The 15,621-nt window shown below is 72.1% G+C and carries 17 protein-coding genes; 5 read left to right on the top strand and 12 right to left on the bottom strand.

Annotated features, from left to right (window positions below):
* Nucleotides 1-12: 12 nt before the first annotated feature.
* The 7 genes from VF647_16115 to trpC form a co-directional block, all read right to left on the bottom strand.
* Complete coding sequence (locus VF647_16115) at nt 13-2,124, bottom strand: methyl-accepting chemotaxis protein (GenBank protein ID HEX8453627.1); 2,112 nt, start codon at nt 2,122-2,124, stop codon at nt 13-15.
* 1 nt (nt 2,125) lies between these two features.
* Nucleotides 2,126-2,911 (bottom strand): tryptophan synthase subunit alpha, encoded by a 786-nt coding sequence (gene trpA, locus VF647_16110; GenBank protein ID HEX8453626.1) that lies wholly within the window; start codon nt 2,909-2,911, stop codon nt 2,126-2,128.
* Nucleotides 2,912-2,915: 4 nt separating this feature from the next.
* Complete coding sequence (locus tag VF647_16105; GenBank protein HEX8453625.1) at nt 2,916-4,364, bottom strand: HD domain-containing phosphohydrolase; 1,449 nt, start codon at nt 4,362-4,364, stop codon at nt 2,916-2,918.
* Nucleotides 4,361-6,046 (bottom strand): HEAT repeat domain-containing protein, encoded by a 1,686-nt coding sequence (locus VF647_16100; protein HEX8453624.1) that lies wholly within the window; start codon nt 6,044-6,046, stop codon nt 4,361-4,363. The genes VF647_16105 and VF647_16100 overlap by 4 nt, the downstream gene beginning before the upstream one ends.
* Before the next feature lie 392 nt (nt 6,047-6,438).
* On the bottom strand, nt 6,439-7,626 hold the full coding sequence (gene trpB, locus VF647_16095) for a tryptophan synthase subunit beta (protein ID HEX8453623.1): 1,188 nt from the start codon (nt 7,624-7,626) through the stop codon (nt 6,439-6,441).
* A gap of 17 nt (nt 7,627-7,643) precedes the next feature.
* Nucleotides 7,644-8,312, bottom strand: coding sequence for a phosphoribosylanthranilate isomerase (locus tag VF647_16090; protein HEX8453622.1), 669 nt, complete (start codon nt 8,310-8,312; stop codon nt 7,644-7,646).
* Complete coding sequence (trpC, locus tag VF647_16085; GenBank protein ID HEX8453621.1) at nt 8,309-9,106, bottom strand: indole-3-glycerol phosphate synthase TrpC; 798 nt, start codon at nt 9,104-9,106, stop codon at nt 8,309-8,311. The genes VF647_16090 and trpC overlap by 4 nt, the downstream gene beginning before the upstream one ends.
* Before the next feature lie 93 nt (nt 9,107-9,199).
* On the opposite strand from trpC, the gene lexA reads away from it, so the two are divergent.
* A complete protein-coding gene (lexA, locus tag VF647_16080; GenBank protein ID HEX8453620.1) occupies nt 9,200-9,820 on the top strand; it encodes a transcriptional repressor LexA in 621 nt (206 codons plus the stop codon).
* Nucleotides 9,821-9,824: 4 nt separating this feature from the next.
* Nucleotides 9,825-10,064 (top strand): hypothetical protein, encoded by a 240-nt coding sequence (locus VF647_16075; GenBank protein HEX8453619.1) that lies wholly within the window; start codon nt 9,825-9,827, stop codon nt 10,062-10,064.
* Nucleotides 10,065-10,390: 326 nt separating this feature from the next.
* On the opposite strand, the gene VF647_16070 is transcribed toward VF647_16075, so the two are convergent.
* The 5 genes from VF647_16070 to VF647_16050 all read right to left on the bottom strand — a co-directional run bounded on the left by VF647_16070 (nt 10,391) and on the right by VF647_16050 (nt 13,005).
* Nucleotides 10,391-10,894 (bottom strand): hypothetical protein, encoded by a 504-nt coding sequence (locus tag VF647_16070; GenBank protein HEX8453618.1) that lies wholly within the window; start codon nt 10,892-10,894, stop codon nt 10,391-10,393.
* On the bottom strand, nt 10,891-11,115 hold the full coding sequence (locus VF647_16065; protein ID HEX8453617.1) for a helix-turn-helix transcriptional regulator: 225 nt from the start codon (nt 11,113-11,115) through the stop codon (nt 10,891-10,893). Before VF647_16065 ends, VF647_16070 begins: the two co-directional genes overlap by 4 nt.
* A 1-nt stretch (nt 11,116) precedes the next feature.
* Nucleotides 11,117-11,641, bottom strand: coding sequence for a DUF2975 domain-containing protein (locus tag VF647_16060; protein ID HEX8453616.1), 525 nt, complete (start codon nt 11,639-11,641; stop codon nt 11,117-11,119).
* Between the two features lie 189 nt (nt 11,642-11,830).
* On the bottom strand, nt 11,831-12,871 hold the full coding sequence (gene trpD, locus VF647_16055) for an anthranilate phosphoribosyltransferase (protein ID HEX8453615.1): 1,041 nt from the start codon (nt 12,869-12,871) through the stop codon (nt 11,831-11,833).
* Complete coding sequence (locus VF647_16050) at nt 12,868-13,005, bottom strand: hypothetical protein (protein ID HEX8453614.1); 138 nt, start codon at nt 13,003-13,005, stop codon at nt 12,868-12,870. The genes trpD and VF647_16050 overlap by 4 nt, the downstream gene beginning before the upstream one ends.
* Before the next feature lie 262 nt (nt 13,006-13,267).
* Here VF647_16050 and VF647_16045 point away from each other — a divergent pair, with 262 nt between their 5' ends.
* The 3 genes from VF647_16045 to VF647_16035 form a co-directional block, all read left to right on the top strand.
* Entirely contained in the window at nt 13,268-14,104 is an 837-nt protein-coding gene (locus tag VF647_16045) for a hypothetical protein (GenBank protein ID HEX8453613.1), read from the top strand.
* Nucleotides 14,105-14,180: 76 nt separating this feature from the next.
* The gene (truA, locus tag VF647_16040; GenBank protein HEX8453612.1) at nt 14,181-14,990 is read left to right on the top strand and encodes a tRNA pseudouridine(38-40) synthase TruA; all 810 of its coding nucleotides are present in this window, start codon (nt 14,181-14,183) and stop codon (nt 14,988-14,990) included.
* 10 nt (nt 14,991-15,000) lie between these two features.
* On the top strand, nt 15,001-15,621 hold a 621-nt coding region (locus VF647_16035; GenBank protein HEX8453611.1), incomplete at its 3' end, for a lyase family protein.

The raw sequence follows: 15,621 nt of genomic DNA, 5'->3' as shown, positions 1-15,621 counted from the left end.
GGGTGAGGGCCCCTACGCCCCCATCTCGTTGAACCGCGCGATGTACGTGTTCAGCCGCACGGACACCTGCCCCAGCGCCGCCACCGCGCGCTCCACCTCCGCCAGCGTCTCGGCCTGCTCGCGGGCGGCGGTGGCGACGCCGGTGGCGCCGTGGCCGTTGCGGTCGGCGAGCTGGGCGATGGTGGCGATCTCGCCCAGCAGGGCGGCGAGGCGCTGGCGCTGCTCCTCCGCGCGGCCGGCCATGCGCGTGGTGAGCTCGGCCGACTCGCCGGCGGCGGCGGCGATGCGCTGCACGGAGTCGAGCGCGGTGCGCGACAGGTCGCCGACGCCGGAGACGCGCTCGGAACCCGCCTGCATGCGTCCCAGGGCGGCGTGCACCTGGCCGCGGACGGACTCCACCACGTCGCGCGCTTCCAGGGCGGCGCGGGCGCTGCTGTCCGCGAGGTTGCGCACCTCGTCGGCCACCACGGCGAAGCCGCGGCCCTGCTCGCCGGCGCGCGCGGCCTCGATGGCGGCATTGAGGGCGAGGAGGTTGGTCTGGTCCGCGATCTGGCCGATGGAGCCGACCAGCGACGAGATGCGCTCCGAGGCGCGCTCCAGACCCGCCAGCTCCTGCGCCTCCAGGTCCACGAAGTCGCGAAGCTCCACCAGCCGCCCGATCGCCTCCTCGATGGCGCCGCGGTTCTCCACCGCCATGCGCCCCGTGTCGCGGCTGGTGTCCGCGGAGGAGCGGGCGTCGCGCGCCATCTGCTCGGCGGCGGCGGCGAGCTCGGCGGCCACCTCGCGGCCGCGCGCGGTGCGCTCGCCCTGGTCGGCCACCTGCTCGCCCATGGCGGCGGCGTGCTCGGCCACCTCCACCCCGCTGGCGCGCAGCTCGGCCAGGCGACCGCCCAGCTCGCGGAGCTGTCCCTCCACCTCGCCCGCGCTCTGCGTCATGGGGCGCACCAGCGAGTCGAGCTGCAGGGCGAGCGAGACCTGGCGGCCGAAGCGCTCGATCAGCCGCACCTCGCTGGGCCCGTACGCGCGCGGACGGTGGTGCGCGATCTCCAGCACCCCAAGCACGGTGCGCCCGTACTGGAGCGGCTGCAGCACGAGCGAGCGGGCGCCCTCGCCGTCGACGCGCCCATCGCGGCGCAGGTCGGCGACGACGAGGGCCTCGGAGCGCCCGGCGGCCTCCACGTGCAGGTCGCTCGCCTCGGCGAGGGGGCCGCTGCCGTTGGCGGAGGGGTAGATGGGCTCCAGCCCGTTTCCATCGCCCGCGTAGATGCGCAGCCAGCGCCACTCCACCAGCCGCGCCGCCAGCCGCTCGATCTGCTCCAGCGACTCGCGCAGCGTCATCCCGGCGGCGATCACCGCCTCCATCGCCACCACCTTGCGCAGCTCCTCGGACGCGATCGCCTCCACCACCAGGGCGCGCGCCAGGAGGCCGGCGAAGATCACGAACGCCAGGATGAAGGCCCATCCCAGGTGCGTGCCGTACATGGTGAGCGCCGCCGCCACCGCCAGCGCGGCGATGATCCCCAGGAACGCGGAGATCACCTCGTAGCGGAAGATGATCATCCACTCCGCCTGGCTCAGCTTGCCGCGGTACGCCAGCGAGAAGTAGAAGAGCCCGCGGCTCGCCGCGAAGTACGCCAGGAGGAAGGCGACGACGGTGGGGATCCACTCCGCCGAGAGGACGTCGCTGCCGATGCCGGACGGGTACACCTGCTCGCGGATGGAAACGACGGCCGCGAACACCCCCGCGCCGGCCACGGCGGCGAGCGACTCGCGCCCGGCGTTGATCAGCGTGGGCGCCATGTCCTTGCGGCGCAGCGCATCGCCGGCCACGGTGCCCAGGTAGGCGGCGAGGACGGCGGCGGCGGGCTCGCCCATCATCACGAGCGGCGCCACCGGCACCACCGTCATGGTGACGTACGCGAACTTGGAGAGCGGCACCGCGCCCAGCCGCAGCAGCGCCACCGCCACGGTCCCGGCGAGCGCGGCGATCCACCCCGCCATGGTTCGCGGCGGGTAGAACACGGCGACGGCCACGGTGAGCAGCGCGCCCGCGTACAGCACGCCGCGCGCGTAGCCGGCGAGCACGCGGTGCATCACCGAGGGCATCTCCCGCTCCGTGTCCATCTCAGCCCGGGCGCTGGACCGCGGCGCGCAGCCCGCGCACCAGGGGACGCGCGCCCTCCACGCCGGCGCGCCCCAGCAGGTCCACCAGCGCGCTCCCCACCACCACGCCGTCCGCGTTTGCGGCGACGACGGCGGCCTGCTCCGGGGTGGAGATGCCGAAGCCCACCGCCACCGGGACACACGTGGCGGCGCGGACGGCGTCCACCTCGGCGGCCAGACCGGCGGCGAGCGACATCTGCGCCCCCGTCACGCCCGTGCGCGAGACGTAGTACACGAAGCCGCGCGCCGCCGCCGCGATCACCCTGACGCGGGCGGGGAGCGTGGTGGGGGCGATCAGGCGGATCAGGTCGAGCGGCGATGCGGCGAAGGCGGCCTCCAGCTCCGGATCGGCGCCCACGGGGAGGTCCGTCACCAGCACCCCCTGCGCGCCCGCGTGCGCCGCATCCGCCAGGAAGCGCGCGACGCCGTGGCGCAGGATGGGGTTCAGGTACGTGAAGATGACGACCGGCGTGGAGTGCGTGGCGCGGAACTCGGCCAGCCGCTCCAGCGTCCAGCGCAGGTCCACCCCCTGCTCGATCGCCTGGAACGACGACCGCTGGATGGTGGGCCCGTCCGCCAGCGGGTCGCTGAACGGCACGCCCAGCTCGATGACGTCGGCGCCCTCCTCGGCCAGCATGCGCAGGAGGGCTGGAGTGTCCGCGGGTGAGGGGTGGCCGGCGGTGATGTAGGGGATCAGGGCGGCCCGCCCCTGCGCGCGGCAGGCGGCGAAGGCGTCCGCGAGGGTCATTCGGTCAGACGAAATAGTCGCCGACATGGATTCCGTACCGCTCAGGATCGGTGGTCTTGATGATGGATCGCAGCGGCTCGCCCGTGGCGGGGTTCAGCTGCGTGAGGTCGAGCAGGGGCGCCGGGTCGAGCGGTATCCCCATGGAGTCGTGGATGATGCGCACCGTGGGCTGGTGCATGGCATCCGGCCGGGTGCTGGCGGCCACCACCACGGCGAGCTCGTAGCTGTCCAGGATGACCAGCGAGCCCACCGGATAGATGCCCGTCATGCTGATGAACGCCTTCACGATCAGCGGATCGAAGCCGCGCGTCTGGTTGTCGCGCATCTCGCGCAGCACGTGGTCGGCGGGCCAGGGCTGCGCCTGGTAGCTGCGCTTGGTGGTCGCCGCGTCGAAGCCGTCCGCCACCGCCACGATGCGCCCGAAGAGCGAGGGGGTGCGCGGCCTCACCGAGCGTGGGTAGCCCGTCTGGTCGATCTTCATGTGGTGCTCGTACGCCACCAGCATCGCTCGCAGCGGCAGCTCGGCCAGCCCCCGCATCGCGAAGAGGGTGAGGAGCCCCTCCGTGGGGTGCTCCTGCATCACCTTGAACTCGTCGGTGGTCAGGGGGCCGGTCTTGTTGATCAGCTCCCACGGCATCTTCGCCTTGCCCACGTCGTGCAGCAGCGCCCCCAGCCCCAGCTCGTACAGCTGATGCTTGTCGAAGCCCAGCTTCTTCCCCAGCGCCACCGAGAAGATGCACACGTTCACCGAGTGGGTGAAGGTGTACTCGTCGTAGTCGCGCAGCGTGGTGAGGCCGAAGATGGAGCTCTCGTTGGTGAGCACCTGGTCCACGATGGACTGCACCGCGCGCTTCACCGGGCGGATGGAGACGCCCTTGCCCATGCGCAGCGCCGACATCGTCTCGCGCGCGACGGCGACGGTGTGGGCGTAGGCGCGCTTCGCCATCTGACGGGCGTTCTCGTCCGTCTCCGGGTCGCGATCCTGGTCCGGGTGCACGGCCAGGTGCAGGACGGCGCTGCGGGCCAGCCGCTCCGCGAAGTGGCCGAAGCGGTCGTCCGCGTGCGGCTCCGCCATCAGCAGCGACAGGAACGCCGTCCACTCCCCCGCCCCCGCGCCGGGGAACGCCTCCACCGTGCCGATCCCGTGCCGGTGCAGCGCGCGGCCCACGAGCCCGAACGTGGCGTAGCTGGCGAGGTCGATGCGCAGCCGCACGTCGTTGACGAAGAAGAAGTCGCCCACGTAGCGCACGGAGAGCTCGCCCTCCTGGTCCAGCAGGGCGCGCGCGGTGGCGTCCAGCTCGGCCAGGGCGTTGACCACCGCCTGGTTCTCCAGCGGGTAGAGCTGGAGGGCGCGCGTGGCGGACGCCATGGCGAAGAGGAGTTCGCGGCCTCGCTGCTGCACCAAGCGCTCGTCGCCGGAGTGCGCCGCGGTGGAGGTGGCCGGGGCGCTCACTGGCGCATCGTCCGCAGGGCGCGGCCCACCGCGCTCCGCACCACGGGGTCCGCATCGGCGGCGGCGGCGTTGAGCGCCTTCTCGGCGGCGGGGTGGCGGATGCGGCCCAGGCCCAGCGCCGCGCAGGCCCTCGTCTCCCCGGACTCGCGGCGGCCCAGCCAGCTCTTGCCGTTGAGCACGCGGTCCAGCACCGGCACCCCCTCCGCGCCCGCCACGCCGCCGTACGCCTCGAAGAAGGCGATGCGCTCCGAGAGCTCGGAGTCGCGCAGGCGCCTGGAGTCGAGCGCGGCCTCCAGCTTGGGGCGCGCGGGGGCGTAGCGCAGCGTGCCGAGCGCGCGTGCGGCGGCCACGCGCACCTCGCGGTCCACGTCCTCCAGCGCCGCCTCCAGCGCCCCCGCCGACGACGGCGAGCGGATCTCCTGCAGCGCCTCCACCGCCGCCAGCCGCACCGCCGCCTCGGAGCGCGACAGGAGGCGCGTGACCTCACCCGCCGCCGTCTGCACGCGGAGCCGCCCGACGAGCCGCGCGGCGCCAGTCACCAGCGTCGCGTCCGCCTCGGCCAGCAGGCGCACCAGGTGCTCGCGGTTGGCGTCGCCCAGGCGCTCGGCGGCGCTCTGCACGGTGGCGCGCACGCGCTGCGAGCCGCTGCTCTCCGCGGCGCGGACGAGGGGGCCCAGCGCTTCGGGGGGGAAGAAGGAGAGGAGGGTGGAGAGGTCGTCGTCGCGCACCCGTTCGCCGGCCTCTTCCACGGTGCGCACCAGCTCGGCGACGGTGGCGGGCTCGGCGAGCTGGGCGAAGAGGGCGCGCACCCCGCGCAGCACCCCCGGCGCCAGCCGCGCCGTCGTGGCGACGGAGACCATCTCCCCCACCACGTACGCCGCCAGGTCCACCCGCGCCGCGCCCAGCAGCGTGGGAATGGCGTCGCCCAGCACCTCCATCACCTGCTCCTGCCGCGCGTGCGTGCCGTCCTGCAGCCGGTCGAAGAGCGCCGTGAGCACTCCCGTCCACAGGTCGCGCTCCATCTCGGCGCGCACCTCGGCGGCCAGGCGGTTCAGCTCCGTCTGGTCGAGGAAGTAGACCGCCTCGCGGAAGTCGTCGGTGGTGACGGTGGCGCGGGGTGCCTGCTCCGCCTCCGCGCGCGGCGCGGCCACCGTCTTCGTCTCGCCCGAAACCGCATCGGGAAGGTGCACCCCGTCCGGGAGCGCCTCCACGTAGCGGTAGCGGAAGCAGAGCCAGTCCTTCTCCCAGAAGATGGTGAGAAGGTCGTCCACATCCGCGCCGCGCACCTGGTGCGCGTGGGCCAGGATCTCCACGAGCCGCTGGAGCTCTTCCTCCTCGAAGCCGCGGCGCAGCGTGATCTCGCGCACCCCGTCGCGGTAGAGGAGGAAGGCGAGGTTGTCGCGCTCGTCGCTCTGGAAGACGGCGGCGCCGTGCCAGTGCAGCTCGCGCTCCTCAACCGAGAGCGTCAGGTGCGGCATCTGCTCCCAGAGCTGCGCCATGCGCGCGGCGAGCAGCTCCATGAAGCGGTCCAGCGCGGGGCTCTTCCCCTCGTACAGCAGGTGCGCCCGCAGCGCCTTGGAGATCCCCTGCACCACCTCCCTGACTTCCGCGCGCAACGGGTCCGCGGCCATGTGGGCGGCCGAAGATGCGCTGGCGCTGGTCTGGAGGAGTGAATCGGACATGCGGGCGGGGCTTTGGGAAGGATGCAACAGTTTAGCCGCCCGCGGTACGCCGCACAACCTCTTGCAAGCGCGGCAGAAAGACCTCGGACCGAAGGCGACGGGATGTGGGGGGCCGGCGGTTGAAACCGCTGCAACCACCGCGGGAAACCTGCCTTCGCAGGTTCGGGGGCGTGGATCGGTGCGGCGGGGGCGGGTCGGCGCGGGCGCATCGCCGCCGCAACCGGGGGATGAATCCCCCGGCTGGAACCACGGGAAGACCGCTGAAGCGGTCTCGCGCATCGCAGGCATCGGCCCGAGTCCGCGGAGGCGGACATCGCCTGGACCGGCGCTCGTGAAACGGGGCTCCAAAACCGACGCTCCACCCCGGTCCAGCGCACTAACGCACTAACGCACTAACGCACTGCCGTCCCCATCGCCGCCACCTGCGCCACGTCCTTGTCCCCCCGCCCGCTCAGACAGATGACGACAGGCCCCTTGCCGGCCCACTTCGCACCCTCGCGCAGCACGTAGGCGATGGCGTGGGCGGTTTCGAGGGCGGGGATGATGCCTTCGAGTCGCGCGAGGCGGCCGAAGGCGTCGAGGGCCTCCGCGTCCGTGACGGCGGCGTAGGTGGCGCGGCCCTGGTCCTTGAGGGCGGAGTGCTCGGGGCCCACGCCCGGGTAGTCGAGGCCGGCGGAGACGGAGTGCGCGGGGGCGACCTGGCCCGCATCGTCCTGCAGGAGGTAGCTCAGGCAGCCGTGGAGGACGCCCGGCTTGCCCAGGGTCAGCGTGGCGGCATGGCGCTGCGTGTCGAGCCCCTCGCCCGCGGCCTCCACGCCGACCAGCTCCACACCCTCGTCGCCGACGAAGGGGTGGAACATGCCGATGGCGTTGGAGCCGCCACCCACGCACGCCACCACCGCGACCGGGAGGCGGCCCTCGACGGCCAGCATCTGCTCGCGCGTCTCGCGGCCGATGATGCTCTGGAAGTCGCGCACCATGCGCGGATACGGGTCCGGGCCGACGACGGAGCCGATGATGTAGTGCGTGTCGGCAACGTTGGTGACCCAGTCGCGGATCGCCTCGTTGGTGGCGTCCTTGAGGGTGCGCGTGCCGCTGGAGACGGGGCGGACCTCGGCTCCCAGCAGCTTCATCCGGTAGACGTTGAGCGCCTGGCGCTGCACGTCCTCCTCGCCCATGTACACGATGCACCGCAGGCCGAACAGGGCGCAGGCGGTGGCGGTGGCCACCCCGTGCTGCCCCGCCCCGGTCTCGGCGATGATGCGCTCCTTCCCCATCCGCCGCGCCAGCAGCACCTGCCCCAGCGAGTTGTTGATCTTGTGCGCGCCGGTGTGGTTGAGGTCCTCGCGCTTCAGCCACACGTCCGCGCCGGCCGCCTCGCCCAGGCGGCGGGCGCGGTACAGCGGTGTGGGCCGCCCCACGAAGTCGCGCCACAGGGCGTGCAGCTCGTCCCAGAACGCCGGGTCGGCCGCGGCGGCGGCGTACACCTCCTCCAGCTCGTCCAGCGCGGTGATCAGGGTCTCGGGGACGAAGCGTCCGCCGTATTCGCCGAAGCGTCCGGCGCGTTGTTCGCGCGCCACGGGTGCTGCCTGGGACATCAGGACTGCCGGGAATGGGGAATGGGGAATGGGGAATGGGCCGCCTGGATGAACCGGCGCACCGCTTCCCCGTCCTTGAGGCCGGGGGCCGATTCGACTCCCGAGCTCACGTCCACCACGTCGGGGTGGAGGATGGCGGCCGCCTCGGCCACGTTCTCGGGGCGCAGGCCGCCGGCCGCGATCAGGGCGACCCCGTCCGGGACGGCGTCGCGGTGCGCGGCGACCTCGGCCCACGGGAACGATGCGCCGGTGCCGCCGCGGGCCGCGGTGCTGAAGCCGTCCAGGAGGAGCGCGTCCACCGAGCCGGCCCAGCGCGGCGCCTCGGCCGCCAGCTCGGCGCCGGTGCGGGGGCGCAGCGCCTTCCACACCGTCCAGCCGCGGGCCCGGAGCTCCGCCGCCAGCTCCGGCGTCTCGTCGCCGTGAAGCTGCACCACGTCGAGCCCGGCCGCGCGCCCGGCGGCCTCCAGCTCGTCAAGCGAAGCGTCCACAAAGACGCCGACCCTGCGCGCGGGGAGATCGCCAAAAATAACGCGAGCGGCCTCCGGCGTCACCGTGCGGCGGCCGCCGGGCGCGAAAACGGCGCCCAGGTACGCGGCGCCGGCTTCGGCTGCAACCCGCGCGTCCTCGTGGCGCGTCAGGCCGCAGACCTTGACCTCGGGATGCGTCACACCCGCTCCACCTTGGGGCGCCCGGCCAGGGCGGCGGCCGCGGCGCGCAGGTCCTCCTGCCGCATCAGCGACTCGCCCACGAGGATTGCGTCTACACCGGCCGCGCCGAGCCGGTCCACGTCCGAAGCCGCGCGGATCCCGCTCTCCGCCACCAGCGTCACCCCGGCGGGCACCGCGCCGGCCAGCCGCACCGACAGGTCCAGATCGGTGACGAAAGTGTCCAGATCGCGGTTGTTGATCCCCAGCAGGGTAGCGCCGGCGGCAAGGGCGCGCTCCACCTCGTCCGGGTTGTGCGCCTCCACCAGCGCGTCCATCCCCAGCTCGCGGATCTGCGCGTGAAGCTCGCGCAGGAGCTCGTCGTCCAGGATGCGCACGATCAGCAGCACCGCGTCCGCCCCCGCGCCGCGCGCCTCCCACACCTGCAGCGGGTCGATGACGAAGTCCTTGCGGATGACGGGGAGCGCCACCGCGGACGCCACGCTGCGGAGGGCGTCCAGGTCGCCGCCGAAGTACTCGCGGTCGGTGAGCACGGAGACGGCCGCCGCCCCGCCCTGCTGGTACGCGCGGGCGACCTCGGCCGGATCTGCGCCGGGGCGGATCTCGCCGGCGGACGGGGAGCGGCGCTTCACCTCGGCCAGCAGGCGCACCTCGCCGGGACGGCGCAGCGAAGTGGCGAAGCCCCGCGGAGGCGGCGCGTCGGCCGCGCGGGAGCGCAGTTCGGGGGCGGTTCCGGCAAGGCCGCGCAGCTCCTCGCGCTTGGTGGCGACGATGCGGTCCAGGATGTTTGAGATCACGGAAAATTGATTGCTTGCGCTTCGGTTTGCGTTCGGGTATATTGCTTCGGTGCCTGTTCGGATGCAACCCCGATATCAACAGCCGGAGGCGCAATGGCGCTCACGAAGAAGCAGCGGCAGATCCTGGACTACGTCGAATCCTTCGTGGAGACGAACGGGTACTCCCCGAGCTACGAGGAGATTGCGGAGCACTTCCAATACTCCTCGCTGGCGACCGTCCACGAGCATCTCACCAATCTGGAGCAAAAGGGCTTCCTGCGGAAGAACTACAACAAGAGCCGGTCTCTTGAAGTGGTCCGCGCGGACCTGCACGCTCCGGCCATCGAGCTCCCCCTGATGGGCACCGTCGCGGCGGGTCTCCCGCTGGAGGTGACGGACGGCCTGCAGGAGACGGTCACGGTTCCCCACGACATGGTGCGGCGCGGCAACAACTACGTCCTCCGCGTCAAGGGAGACTCCATGATCGACGAGCAGATCCGCGACGGCGACTACATCATCGTCAACTCCCGCCAGACGGCGGACAACGGGGAGATGGTGGTGGCGCTGGTCTCGGATGGGACGGTGGGCGGCTCCGCCACGGTCAAGAAGTTCTACCGGGAGAAGGACGGCAAGGTGCGCCTGCAACCGGCCAACCCCACCATGGAGCCGATGTACTTCCCGGCGGATGCGGTGCAGATCCAGGGGATCGTGGTCGGCGTCATCCGTAAGTACTGATCCCGTGCCGGTCCGTGCCCGCCGCCCGCTCCTCCGCGCCCGTGCGCGGCGGCTGGGCGGGCTGGCCCGGTCCGCGGTGCGGCCCAACCATTCCCTGGGAGCGACGACGATGAAGGACGCGCAGCCGGTACCGTTCGTGGTGGGGCGGATCTCCAAGGAGGGCCGCCGCATGATGGTCCTCGACCCGGCGACCCCCCCGCCGATCCCCGGCCCGTGGGACCTGCGCGCGGTCTTCACGCTGTAGCTCGCGGGATCTGGTGAACGCGCCCCCCCGCCTGGATCTCGGTCCTGGCGGGGGCGTTTTGCGTGTGCCGGGGGATTAGCGCCGGGGGCGTCGCAACGCCGGGGGATAAATCCCCCGGCTGGAACCACGCGAAGACCGCTGAAGCGGTCTCGGGCACAGCGGGCGTTTGCGCGGGGCCGTGCTCCCGTGAGGGCCGCCCCACCCATTTTGTCATCCTGAGCGACGCGCTGCTTAGTCCTCTCCCGTGCTCAGGCCTCTGGCGCGGAGCGAAGGATCTACTGCGCGGGCTAAGAGGCCGGCGGGAGAGGCCGAGAACCACGCGCGCCTCAGCTCTCCAGCGAGACCACTCCGCTCGTGCGAGGTGCCGAAGGCCGCCGCCAGGGGTCGCCCGGAGCCTTTAGGTACGTCGCAAAGATGTAGGGCCAGGGGAGCACGAGCGGAACCAGGACCACGCCGAACATGCAGGAAAAGAGCGTCTCCGAGGTGCCGGCGTCCAGGCGGCCGGCCGACCAGAGCGGGATGCCGAATGCAGCGACCCAGACGCACTTCCACGCGAGCTCGAAGATGAGCAGCGGCATCATCCGGACCGGGTAGCGAAGCCCCAACAGCGACAGGACCGTGAGCGCGCCGAGCATCGACCAGACGACGCCGCGCATGTGCTCCGGCATCTTGGGGCCCAGGATCAGCGGCCAGATCTGGCTGCCCATGCCCACGGCGATGATCAGGTACATCGCGCGCAGCAGGTTGAGCCGCAAAGTGGACAGTTCGTGCATGGTGCGCTCCTTCGCCCCTGCGCCGGGGCGGCTGGTGTGGTGGGTGGTGGTACTCATGAGGCGGGCGGCTCCGAGCCGTCGCTGAACGCGAGCAGGTCGCCCGGCTGGCACTGCAGCGCCTCGCAGATCGCCTCCAGCGTGGAGAAGCGGACCGCGCGCGCTTTGCCGGTCTTGAGGATCGACAGGTTGGCGAGCGTGATCCCGATGCGCTCCGACAGCTCCGTGAGCGTCATCCGGCGCGCGTAGAGCATGTCGTCGAGCTTCACGATGATCGGCATCTCAGACCGTTCCCTGCAGGTCGTCGCGCATGAGGGCGCCCTGCTCGAAGACGCGCGCGAGCACGAAGAGCAGCAGCACCGCGACCCAGGGCGTGAAGGAGAAGCTCCAATCGACGTCGAACGGCTGCTCCCGGGTGGACACGGCGGCCGCGATCACGCCGATCGCGAGGTGCATGAGCTCCATCCCCAGCACCGCCCACGCGATCGTCCGCATCCGCACCGCGTTCTCCGCCACGAACGGATCCGACTGCCCAACCGTGTCCACGATGGCCTGCAGGCGCTTGAGGACGAGGTGCGCGAGCGGAACCGAGGCGATGCCGAGCACCATCACGAGGCGCATCCCCAGGATCAGCGCCGCGCTCTGATTTCTCGGCGGCACACCGAGCGCGGCGACCACGAACGTCTGTGCGACGAGCGTGGCGATCAGCAGCGCCAGGATCAGGAAGCCCAGCAGCAGGTTCAGCACGATCACGATCCGCAGGACTCGCCGGGTGAGTGCCAGGGCATCGGGGTACGGTCGGGGCACGGGACCTTCCTCCGCGTTGAAGTGCGAGACGAGCACATCTCGATTATCAATAACAGGGATATTGATACTCGTCAATACTCTTATCGTAGAGTGGTAAGAAGCTGATCCTAAGATCTGGATTGGGGACAAAACAGATCGCCCCTGCCGCGGACGAGCGCGGCAGGGGCGAAGTGGTTGTGGAAACGAAGCTTAGCGTCGCGAAGCGTCGCGGAGGTGCTGGAGGGCGTCCCAGCCGCGGCCCGCGTCGAGGGCGGCGCCGGCGGAGGCGATGCCATCTTCCAGCGAGGCCGCCTGGCCGGAGACGTAGATGGCGGCGCCGGCGTTGAGGACCACGGCGGCGCGCGCGACGCCCCCCGTCTCGCCGCGCAGCACGGAGACGACGGTGCGGACGTTGTCCTGCGGATCGCCGCCCTCCAGGCCACGCGCGGTGAACGGCTCCCAGCCGAGCGTGGCGGGGTCGAAGGTGCGGCGTGTGACGGCGCCGGCGTTCACCTCCAGGATCTCGGTGGTGCCGATGGGGCTCACCTCGTCGAGGCCCGGCTCACCGTGGACGACCAGCGCGCGCTCGTGGCCCAGTTCCGCCAGCGCGCCCGCGATCAGCTCCAGGAGCGCGGGGTCGGAGACGCCGACCACCTGCCGCCGCGCGCCGGCGGGGTTGGTGACGGGGCCCAGGACGTTCATCAGCGTCGGCATCCCCAGCTCGCGGCGGATGGGGCCCACGTGCTTCATGGCCGGGTGGTGAAGCGGCGCGAACATGAAGACGATCCCGCACTCCTCCAGCACCTGCGCCTCGCGGTCCGGCGGCAGGTCCAGCCGCACGCCGAGCGCCTCCAGCACGTCGGCGCTGCCGCAGCGGGAGGTGAAGGAGCGGTTGCCGTGCTTCGCCACGCGCACCCCCGCCCCCGCCGCCAACAGCGCCGCCGCGGTGGAGATGTTGAAGGTGGTGATCGCGCCGCCGCCCGTGCCGCAGGTGTCCACCAGCCCCGCCGCGTCGGTGGGGACGGGGATCATCGCGCGGCGCAGCGCGCGCACGCCGCCCGCCACCTCGCTCGGGACCGCGCCGCGCACGCGGATGGCGACCAGGAGCGCCGCCATCTGCACGGGGGTGGCGCGCCCCTCCATCACCTCGTTGAAGGCCCGCTCCGCCTCGTCCGCGCTCAGCGGCCGGGTGGCCGCCGCGCGGATCAGCGCCCCCAGGTCGTCCGCGGAGGCCGTGTCCGGTGTCGTCATCCGGCCGCCCGGGACGCGTGCTCCGCCAGCGCGACGCGGGGCGCCGCCAGCCGGAGCCGTTCCACCTCGTAGTCGTGCACCGTATTCGAGCGGAAATGGGTGATGGCGAGCACCCCGGAAGGTGCCTGCGGCACACCAGGTTGGAAGGGATTGTGAATGATGCCGCAGGCGCCGTTCCGTGTCAATCGCGAGTGCGCGCACCTTTCGGCCCACCGCCCGGATGCACGCCGTTGCTTGGGCGCGGTGGCGCGCCGGGGGCGTCCCTTTCATCACTCTTGTGATCCGGCCATTCCGGATGCAACGTTGCGCCCGAGACGGCAGACGTTTCGGGCGCCTGCCGCATGCGCGCCCCGCGTCCGCGGCGCGGAGGTCCAGAATGGGGCAGGAGCGGCTCCGATGATCAACTCGTCCCACCCGATGAACGCGGTATCCGCGGCGCTGGTGCTGTGCATGTCGCCGATCCTCCTGCTGCTGGGGGTCGTGGGCTCGCTGGCGGAGACGGGCGAGATGCGCATCGTGTTCATGGTGATGGCCGCCGCCGGCCTGACCCTGCTGCTGAGCGGCATCCACATGCTGGTGAAGTGGCGCCGCGCCGTCGTCGAGGAGACCGCGCACCAGAACGCCATCCGCGCGGCCGTCGGCTCCCGCCCCGCCGCCCTCGCGCCCCAGACGGTGCCGTCCGCGCCCTCGCGCCCCGGCGACGTCGTACCGACGCCGGTCCCGCCCACGCTCCCATCGGGCGAGCGGGTGCTGGCGCACTGGGTGTACGAGCCGGGCGAATGGGCCTCCTACACCGGCGGTGAGGTGAAGCGGCGCATGGGGGAGTGGATCACGGTCGCCGTCATGGTGATGGTGGTGGGCCTCGTGAGCAGCAGCGGCGGCGGCGAGGAGGGGAGGACGATGATCATGGCCGCGGCGATGGTGGCGGTGATGATCCTGGTGGGCGGGATGATGATGGCCAAGGACGACCACCAGGCGAACGTCTCCGGCCCCGGCGAGGCGATCATCACCCCGACGGCCATCCTGCTCAACGGCCGCTACCACGTGCTGCGCAACGACACCTACAGCTTCCGGGGCGTGCGCTTCGACGAGGCGGCGACGCCCCCGCAACTCGAGTTCACCATCGGCTGGAGCACCCGCTCCGGCCCGTCGAGCGACAACATCCGCATCCCCGTGCCCAAGGGACGCGAGGAGGAGGCGCGGGAAGTGGTCGCCCTCTTCTCCCGCCGCTGAGCCCACGCGTGAGCCCGTCGTCAACGATCTCCGACATACGCTTGACAGCACCGGGCGCGCGGGTAGCTTTCGCCGCGTGAACGCCCCCGACTTCCACCGCATCCGCCTCACCCTCCACTACGACGGGCGCGAGTTCCACGGCTGGCAGGTGCAGCCTGGGCAGCGCACGGTGCAGGGCGAGATCGAGCGCGTCCTCACGCGCCTGCTGGACCGCCCGGCGCAGGTGGTGGGATCCGGCCGCACCGACCGCGGAGTGCACGCCACCGGGCAGGTGGCCGCCTGCGACGTCCCGCTCAAGTGGACGCCGCACGCCCTTCGCCGCGCCCTCAACGCGCTGCTGCCCGGCGACGTGTGGGTGGCCGAGGCCGACTCCGCGCTCCCCGGCTTCCACCCGCGCTACGACGCCGCCGCCCGCTCGTACCTGTACCGCGTGGGGCTCTCGCCCGAGGCCGACTCCCCCTTTCGCTCCCCCTGGTGCTGGCCCCTCGCCCGCCCCGTGGACCTGGGCGCAATGGAGCGCGCGGCTGAGGCCATCGTGGGCGAGCACTCCTTTCTGCGCTTCGCCAAGGCGGGGCAGGAGGAGCGCGGCGACCGCTGTATCGTGAGCGAGGCGCGCTGGGAGCCGTGGGAGGGGGTGGGGCTCAAGTTCCACGTGACCGCCAACCGCTTTCTCCACCACATGGTGCGCTACCTGGTCGGTACGCTGGTGGACATCGGGCTCGCGGAGCGCCCGGAAGGGGACATGGCCGCGCTCCTGGAGCAGCGCGAGGGGCTGGAGACCTCGCCCCCCGCGCCGCCGGAAGGGCTCTTCCTCGCCGCCGTCAGCTATCCACCGAACGCGGGGGCGGAGCGCAGGCCGCGCGGCCCCCGCCTGGTTCCGTCCTAGAAGAAGGCCCATGGCATCCGACCGCTACTCCAATCCGCTGACCGAGCGCTACGCTTCGGCCGAGATGAGCCTGATCTTCTCGCCGCGGTTCAAGTTCGGCACCTGGCGGCGCCTCTGGCTGGCGCTGGCGGAGGCGGAGAAGGAGCTGGGCCTCCCCATTCCCGACGAGGCGATCGCGGCGCTGCGGGCCAACCTGGACAACGTGGACACCAAGCGCGCGGCCGAGCTGGAGCGCGAGCTGCGCCACGACGTGATGGCGCACGTACACCATCTGGGCGAGCAGGCGCCGGCCGCGCGCGCCATCATCCACCTGGGCGCCACCAGCGCGTACGTGGGCGACAATACGGACCTGATCCAGCACCGCGAGGCGCTGAAGCTGGTGCGCGCGCGGCTCGTGGCCACCGTGGCGGCGCTGGCCGAGTTCGCGCGCGAGCACCGGTCGCTGGCGACGCTGGGCTTCACGCATTTCCAGCCGGCGCAGCCCACCACGGTCGGCAAGCGCGCCACGCTCTGGATCCAGGACCTGCTGCTGGACCTGGAGGAGGTGGAGTTCCGCCTGGACACCCTGCGCTTCCGCGGCGTGCGCGGCACCACGGGGACGCAGGCGTCGTTCATGGACCTGTTCGAGGGC

The sequence above is a fragment of the Longimicrobium sp. genome (genome assembly GCA_036387335.1).
Lineage (GTDB): Bacteria > Gemmatimonadota > Gemmatimonadetes > Longimicrobiales > Longimicrobiaceae > Longimicrobium.
The sequence above is the reverse complement of the archived record's forward strand: the minus strand, read 5'-3'. Positions and strand labels throughout refer to the sequence as shown.

What these genes read in the sequence shown, in the direction of transcription:
- VF647_16115 (HEX8453627.1), bottom strand. Translation starts at nt 2,124, where the DNA reads ATGGACACGGAGCGGGAGATGCCCTCGGTGATGCACCGCGTGCTCGCC.
- trpA (HEX8453626.1), bottom strand. Translation starts at nt 2,911, where the DNA reads ATGACCCTCGCGGACGCCTTCGCCGCCTGCCGCGCGCAGGGGCGGGCC.
- VF647_16100 (HEX8453624.1), bottom strand. Translation starts at nt 6,046, where the DNA reads ATGTCCGATTCACTCCTCCAGACCAGCGCCAGCGCATCTTCGGCCGCC.
- lexA (HEX8453620.1), top strand. Translation starts at nt 9,200, where the DNA reads ATGGCGCTCACGAAGAAGCAGCGGCAGATCCTGGACTACGTCGAATCC.
- VF647_16070 (HEX8453618.1), bottom strand. Translation starts at nt 10,894, where the DNA reads ATGAGTACCACCACCCACCACACCAGCCGCCCCGGCGCAGGGGCGAAG.
- VF647_16065 (HEX8453617.1), bottom strand. Translation starts at nt 11,115, where the DNA reads ATGCCGATCATCGTGAAGCTCGACGACATGCTCTACGCGCGCCGGATG.
- trpD (HEX8453615.1), bottom strand. Translation starts at nt 12,871, where the DNA reads ATGACGACACCGGACACGGCCTCCGCGGACGACCTGGGGGCGCTGATC.
- VF647_16045 (HEX8453613.1), top strand. Translation starts at nt 13,268, where the DNA reads ATGATCAACTCGTCCCACCCGATGAACGCGGTATCCGCGGCGCTGGTG.